Consider the following 6,994-nt stretch of genomic DNA (forward strand, 5'->3'; position numbering starts at 1 on the left):
TTTCCAACGTCATGAGCAACGTGCCGGCGGTGCTGGCGTTGAGGCCGTTCATCCCGGGGCTCGAAAACCCCCACCGCGCGTGGCTGGTCGTGGCGATGAGCTCGACGCTCGCCGGCAATTTCACGCTGCTCGGCTCGGTCGCCAACCTCATCGTCGCTGAGCAGGCAAGAGCGGCCGGCAAGGAGCTGTCCTTCGCAGCTTTCTTCAAGGTCGGTTTGCCGCTGACGCTGTTGACGCTGGTCTTCGGCACGGCGTGGCTGGCGCTCACTTCGTAGCCGTTGGACGCCTTTACGTTGGGGCGATCGCGTCGGCGCGGGCGATCACGCCGGAAAACGCCAAGCAACTGGCGGGGAGAATAGGGCAGGGTTCTCCTGAGAGGTGAGTGCGACAAGGCCCCATGGAGCCTTGTTTTTGTTTTCAGGCCCGGTTAAGCCGCCGCGCAATCAACCGAAGGACGACACAAGTGAGCGAACCGACCGTGGCCGAAGCGACCGAAAGCATCTATGCCTCGATCCGCGCGGACAACGCCGACATCGATGCGCATATCGCGACGCTCAAGGCGGCGATGGCGCGGGAAGGGCTGAAACAGGCGGTGTTCGAGCCGGCCAAGCTGGCGCACAACAACCGCGCGGGCCGCAAGCTGATGCAGGCCTATTTCCGCCAGCGCGGCGTGACCGTGACGTTTTCGAGCTAGGGGCCGCGCGCCGACCGGGCGCCTCTGTTGCGACGAGGCTTCGCAAGAGGCCTTTTTGGGGCGTCGCGGCACCGCGCGGCTGCCTAAGGGCAATCGCATATGGCGCGCCCTGTGTGATCGGCTGCCCGAGTTGGCTTCGCTCATGTCGGGTACGCGCGGCCAGCCCCTGCCTGTTCAGGTCAATCGCACGCCGCCACGATCTTCAGCATCTGCGCACGCGAAGGTCTGGGCAAATTCCCGATCCTTCGAACGGCGGCGTAGAACCTTGGATAGTCGCCGGAGCACAAGTCGAACAGGCGAAGAAACGCCGGAACCTGTTCACCATAGACGGCAGTCGCGGCGAGCTTTGCGTTGTTGATCGGGCTATCGAACCAGGCGTCATAGCCCCGGTATCCGGCCCAGCGCGTATCGCGCATGCGCCGGTAGCGCATCCGCAGCCTGTCGATCGCGGCTGCTTTGGCAGCGGCCATCTGCTGCGGGCTACGCGGACTTCCATAGACTTGCCGCAACTCGTCCCGGGTTTTCGCTATCAGGCCGAGAAAATCGGCGCTGCGCTTGCGATTGGCTTCGTAGCGGCGCAATCCCGCGCGATTGCCGGTGGCGCGGAGCCATTTCCTGACGCCGGTGGTTTCGACCGAAACCGCGAAAGCCTCGTTGAACGCGGAGTCGCCGTTCACATAGATTTTCTGATGCGCCAGCTCATGGAAGATCAGGCTTGCGAGATAGGTGTCGTCCTGACGCAGCATGGTGCTGAGCAGCGGATCGCTGAACCATCCGAGCGTCGAATATGCGGTGACTCCCGAGACGTAAACGTCCAGCCCTTGTCGCTGCAGTTCGGCAGCGCTCTCAGCCGCCGATTTCCGGGAAAAGTAACCCCGGTACGGAACGCAGCCGAAGACCGGAAAGCACCATGTTACGGGCGTGAGCGAGAATTGCGGCGCGGCAAAAACCGCCAAGGTCACAGCGTCCCGGCCGATGTCGACATAGCTGCTGTAACTGCTGTTTTCGGGCAGCGCCAGTTCATCCGTGGCAAAGCGGCGTATGGCGCTCGCCGACGTCAGCTTGACGCGCAATGCCTCCGGCGTTGCGGGGTCGCGGATCAGCTTGCCGACATTCTTGCGCGCCGCCATGATCTCAACATGGCCCTCCAGCGACTGCGCGTAGTAGGAAATGCTGGTGCACCCGGCCACGCCGGCCGCCAGGATCGCCGCGGCAAGCAATCGAAAAACGCGCCTCACAGCCTGCCCACCGCCTGTTTGTCTCCCCGTGGAGCACGTGTCCCCATTTGACCCCGAGTCTCAAACAGGCCCGCCGATCTTCGTCAAGACCTGGTGGGACGTCACGGGTCGGACTTTGGCAGGATCGGCAACGCCTCAGAGCTGACATCGGTGCTGACCAGGTCCATGCCGTTCACAAGATGCAACGCATCAATCGTCGGCGGCATTCAAGCTTGGAGCACGATGCAGGTATCGAGTCCTGATGCGAAGATGCCAGCCCTTGCCCTCGCCACGACGACAGATAGGGCGTATAGTTGAAGACCGCCGGCTCGGACCTGACACGCCGGCGCATTGAGAGCGGGAGACGTCGCTTCAACTAGGGCGCACTTCCAACTCGGGGGTTGTTCCACGCGCTCTCATCATTGCCCGCCGCGTCCGGCTTCTGCTTTGCGCGATCGCGGTCGCTATTCGCATTTACTCACTGAAGGAGAACTGAGCTTTTCACTGGAGGAGAAGTGATCATGCATTACCTTCCCAGACGTGAATTCATGGTTCGAGGAGGGGCAACCCTCGTGGCGCTGGCGTCCTTTCAATCGCGGATTGCCTATGCTTTTCCAACCCGGGCCGGCGAGGAAGTCATCAAATGGCTCGATCAGCTGCCGCCAAACCCGGTTCCGCAAGTCATCAAAAATCAGTTGGTGTGGGAGGATCTCGATTCCTGGGTGACGCCCAACGACAAGTTCTTCTCAATCGCGCATTTCGACCGGCCGGTCATCGACGAAAGCACGTGGAAGCTCGAAATTGGCGGGTCCGTCAAAAAGCCGACTGCCCTGACGCTCGCCGACATCAAGGCTCGACCACGCCAGGAAGTCACGTTCACGGTCGAATGTTCGGGCAATACTGGCCTGCCGTTCTTCAATGGCGGGATTGGCAATGCTCGCTGGGCGGGCACGCCGCTCGCCCCGATCCTTATGGAGGTCGGCGTCCTCGACAGTGGCATCGAGATTGTCTTCTGGGGCGCCGATAAAGGTGAAATCAAGCGAGCCGACGACGTCAAGTTTACGCAGAACTTTGCGCGCAGCATGTCGCTCGCCGACGCCTTGGACCCCAAAAATATCCTCTGCTACGAGATGAACGGCACTGCCTTGCCTGCCGATAACGGGTTCCCGCTGCGGCTGATAGCGCCGGGCTGGTACGGGATCGCGAACGTGAAATGGCTCAAGCGTATCGAAGTCAGGGACCAACGCTTCGTGAACCAGTTCATGGGACGCGATTATGTCACGCTGCGCGAGGAGGAGCACAACGGAGAGACGGTATGGATGGAAACCTCTGTCGGGAGGGCGCGCCTGAAGTCTGCGCCGGCCCGGGTCACTCATATCGGCAATGATTACAGGATCGTCGGGGCGGCCTGGGGCGCGCCGATCGAGCGGGTCGAGGTGAAGATCGATGACGGCCCATGGATGCCGGCGACCATCGATGAAACCGAAAAGGCGGACTTCGCTTGGAAGATATGGTCCGTCGACTGGCCCAAGCCCTCCGCCGGGGAGCACACAGTCACCTCGCGCGCCGTTAGTACCGGAGGGCAGGTCCAACCCGCAATGGACGATCCCATCATTGCCAAGAAGCATACCTACTGGGAAAGCAACGGTCAGGTGACGCGACGCATCGGCATTCACTGACCGGCGGGAAGTCTATAAAACCCTCTCACATTGATGTGACCCCATGCTTTTGGCATGGGGTCATGACGTCGATCGGGCCGGCTGTGACGGTGGCGACCCACGCGGGAGAACGCCTCTGCCGGCGGGTTGAGCCGCCTTATGGCATCATCCTGGCCTGATGGGCGCTCATCGGAGCCATGTTCAGGTTGAGATGGGCCATGATCCAGACCGAGCCGATCACGACCAGCGCGACGATCAGCACGCCGAAGGCGAGCGCGAGCACGTTGTTGGTGTTGTCGGGCCCGGTGGTCAGGTGCAGGAAGAAGACCAGATGCACGCCCATCTGCGCGATCGCCAGCACCACCAGGGCCGAGATCACCGCCGGCTGGTAGATCAGGCCGGTCTGCGCGGCGAGGAAAGAGGCGATGGTCAGCAGGATCGCCAGGCCGAAGCCGAGCAGGTAGCCGGACAGCCCTCCCGCCAGCTCATGCTCGGTGATGCGCTCCTCGCCCGGCGCCGAATCGCGGCGGTCGAGTTCCTCGTCGGTCCGGCTGTCGATGTCGCTCATGGCGACGCTCCCAAGAGATAGACCAGGGTGAAGATAGCGACCCAGATAATGTCGAGCGCGTGCCAGAACAGGCCGAAGCAGTGGAGCCGGCGCAGTATTTCCGGCCGGAAGCCCTTCACCCAGAGCTGAGCCATCATGGTACCGAGCCAGAGCAGGCCGAGCCCGACATGGGTGCCGTGGCAGCCGACAAGCGCGAAGAAGGCTGACAGGAAGGCGCTGCGCGAAGGGCCTGCCTGCTCGCTCGCCATCACCGCGAATTCCTGCACCTCGAGGAACAGGAAGGCAGCGCCGAGCAGGCCGGTGACCAGAAGCCAGAACTGGGTGGCGGCCATCGACCGGCGCTGCGTCGCGAGCGTCGCCAGCCCCCCTGTGAAGCTCGATGTGAGCAGCAGCCCCGTTTGCGCCGCAACGCGCGGCAGCTCGAACAGCTCCTTACCGGATGGCCCGCCGGCGGTCGCCGTCGACAGGACCGCATAAGCGGCGAAGAAAGCCGAGAACATGATGATGTCGGACAGGAGGAAGATCCAGAAGCCGTAGGCCACGGTGACGAACTTCGAGGCCGGGCCGCCCTGGCCGTGGCCGGTCGCCGAGAGCAGGCCATGGCCGTGTCCCGCATGGCCGTGACCCCCATGACCGTGTCCCCCATGGCCATGCCCGCCTGACCGTCCAACCCGGTAGGGATCGCGCGCCGCGCTGCCGGCCGTGATGTCGCTCATGCCACGCGCTCCCGTCTGCGCAGCCAGGCAAGCTGTGCGGCCCTGCCGTCGCGGTCGATGCGCTCGACTTCCTCCGCGGAGACCTCGTAGTCGCCGTGCCCTCGCCAGGCGAAGACGACGAAAGTGATATAGGCGCCGATGAAGCCTACGATCGCCAGCCACCAGATGTGCCAGATCAGGGCGAAGCCGATCAGCGTGCTGAAGAAGGCGGTGACGAAGCCGGTCGGGCTGTTGCGCGGCATTTCGATCGGCTCATAGCTTTCGTCCTCGCCGGGCCTTTGCTCCTCCATCGCCCGCTGCTTGATGGCCCAGTAGGGTTCCTCGTTCTCGACATGCGGCAGCCGCGCGTAGTTGAAGAAGGGCGGCGGGGAGGATGTCGACCATTCCAGCGAGCGGCCGTCCCAGGGGTCGCCCGTCTCGTCGCGCAATTCGTCGCGATGCCTGATCGAGACGACGAGCTGCGCGACCTGGCAGGCGGCGCCGACGATCATCACCGCAATGCCGAAGGCCGCCACGATCAGCCACGGCGTCCACAGGTCCATGTCGATATGCTGGAGGCGGCGCGTCATGCCGAGCAGGCCGACGATATAGAGCGGCACGAAGACCAGCACGTAGCCGGCAAGCGTGAACCAGAACGCGGCCTTGCCCCAGCCCTCATGCAGCCGGAAGCCGAAGGCTTTCGGGAACCAGTAGGTGAAGCCGGCGAAGGCGGCGAACAGCACGCCCGAGATGATCACATTGTGGAAATGCGCCACCAGGAAGAGCGAATTGTGCAGCATGAAGTCGGCCGGCGGAACGGCGAGCAGCACGCCGGTCATGCCGCCGATGATGAAGGTGGTGACGAAGCCCAGCGCCCACAGCATCGGCGTGTCGAAGCGCACGCGCCCGCCATACATGGTGAAGAGCCAGTTGTAGATCTTGACCCCGGTGCCGACCGCGATGACCGAGGTGGCGATGCCGAAGGCGGCATTGACGTCGGCCCCGGCGCCCATGGTGAAGAAGTGGTGCAGCCAGACCATGAAGGAGACGATGCAGATGAACAGCGTCGCGGCGACCATCGACCGGTAGCCGAACAGCGGCTTCGATGAAAAGGTGGAGAAGATCTCGGAATAGATGCCGAAGGCGGGCAGCACCAGGATGTAGACCTCCGGATGGCCCCACGCCCAGATGAGGTTCATGAACATCATCTGGTTGCCGCCGGCTCCGTTAGTGAAGAAATGGAAGCCGAGGTAGCGGTCGAGCGTCAGCATGGCGAGCGTGGCGGTGAGGATCGGGAAGGCCGCGACGATCAGCAGGTTGGAGGCGAGCGATGTCCAGCAGAACATCGGCATGCGCAGATAGCCCATGCCAGGCGCGCGCATCTTGAGGATGGTGGTCGCCAGGTTGACGCCGGTGAGCAGCGTGCCGACGCCGGATATCTGGATCGACCAGAGATAATAGTCGACGCCGACGCCCGGCGAGTAGGTCGTCTCCGACAGCGGCGCATAAGGCAGCCAGCCGGTGCGCGCGAACTCGCCGACGACGAGCGAGATGTTGACCAGGAGCGCGCCGGTCGCCGTCAGCCAGAAACTCACCGAATTCAGCGTCGGGAAGGCGACGTCGCGGATGCCGAGCTGCAGCGGCACGACGAAGTTCATCAGCCCGATGACGAAGGGCATCGCGGCGAAGAAGATCATGATCGTGCCGTGGGCCGAAAAGACCTGGTCGTAATGCTCGGGCGGCAGGTAGCCCGGCCCGTGGATGGCGAGCACCTGCTGCGTGCGCATCATCACCGCATCGACAAAGCCGCGCAGCAGCATCAGCGCCGCCAGAACGATATACATGACGCCGATGCGCTTGTGGTCGACCGAGGTTATCCATTCGTCCCAGAGATAGGGCCAGTATCCTTTCACCGTGACCCAGATCAGCACCGCGGCGGCCGCCAGGAAGACGACAAGCGCGGCGCCCAGCGGGATGGGCTGATCGAAGGGAATGGCAGACCAGTCGAGCTTGCCGAGCATCGTCATCCTCCCGCTTTCGGCTGCGGCTGTTGGGCAGGCGCCGGCGTCCCGGCCTTGGGCTGGGCCTTGGGGCTTACCTGCGGCTCGCCGGCGGCGGTTTCGGCGGGACCCCGACCGGGCGGCAGCGTCTGGCGCACGATC

At 63.6% G+C, this 6,994-nt stretch carries 6 protein-coding genes and 1 pseudogene; 3 read left to right on the forward strand and 4 right to left on the reverse strand.

The features are described 5' to 3' along the window. Nucleotides 1–275, forward strand: a pseudogene (locus tag EOA32_RS30860) (anion transporter); the annotation flags it as partial. 188 nt (nt 276–463) lie between these two features. Then, nucleotides 464–694 (forward strand): hypothetical protein, encoded by a 231-nt coding sequence (locus tag EOA32_RS30865; RefSeq protein WP_067325155.1) that lies wholly within the window; start codon nt 464–466, stop codon nt 692–694. Nucleotides 695–873: 179 nt separating this feature from the next. Here EOA32_RS30865 and EOA32_RS30870 read toward each other — a convergent pair whose 3' ends face one another. Continuing rightward, on the reverse strand, nt 874–1,932 hold the full coding sequence (locus EOA32_RS30870) for an aminopeptidase (RefSeq protein ID WP_128373732.1): 1,059 nt from the start codon (nt 1,930–1,932) through the stop codon (nt 874–876). Nucleotides 1,933–2,432: 500 nt separating this feature from the next. On the opposite strand from EOA32_RS30870, the gene EOA32_RS30875 reads away from it, so the two are divergent. Next, nucleotides 2,433–3,590, forward strand: a complete 1,158-nt coding sequence (locus tag EOA32_RS30875) for a sulfite oxidase (protein ID WP_095784115.1) — start codon at nt 2,433–2,435, stop codon at nt 3,588–3,590. A gap of 136 nt (nt 3,591–3,726) precedes the next feature. Here EOA32_RS30875 and cyoD read toward each other — a convergent pair whose 3' ends face one another. Genes cyoD through cyoB form a run of 3 tightly spaced genes read right to left on the reverse strand, consistent with a single transcriptional unit; the run spans nt 3,727 to nt 6,853 of the window. Beyond that, nucleotides 3,727–4,137, reverse strand: a complete 411-nt coding sequence (cyoD, locus tag EOA32_RS30880; protein WP_095778315.1) for a cytochrome o ubiquinol oxidase subunit IV — start codon at nt 4,135–4,137, stop codon at nt 3,727–3,729. Then, nucleotides 4,134–4,853 carry a cytochrome (ubi)quinol oxidase subunit III gene (locus tag EOA32_RS30885; RefSeq protein ID WP_095784114.1) on the reverse strand — a complete coding sequence of 240 codons (720 nt, stop codon included), beginning with the start codon at nt 4,851–4,853 and terminating at the stop codon, nt 4,134–4,136. The genes cyoD and EOA32_RS30885 overlap by 4 nt, the downstream gene beginning before the upstream one ends. Beyond that, a complete protein-coding gene (gene cyoB, locus EOA32_RS30890; RefSeq protein ID WP_189407507.1) occupies nt 4,850–6,853 on the reverse strand; it encodes a cytochrome o ubiquinol oxidase subunit I in 2,004 nt (667 codons plus the stop codon). Before cyoB ends, EOA32_RS30885 begins: the two co-directional genes overlap by 4 nt. Nucleotides 6,854–6,994: the final 141 nt, after the last annotated feature.

This window comes from Mesorhizobium sp. M1A.F.Ca.ET.072.01.1.1, assembly GCF_004023325.1.
Classification (GTDB): Bacteria; Pseudomonadota; Alphaproteobacteria; order Rhizobiales; family Rhizobiaceae; genus Mesorhizobium.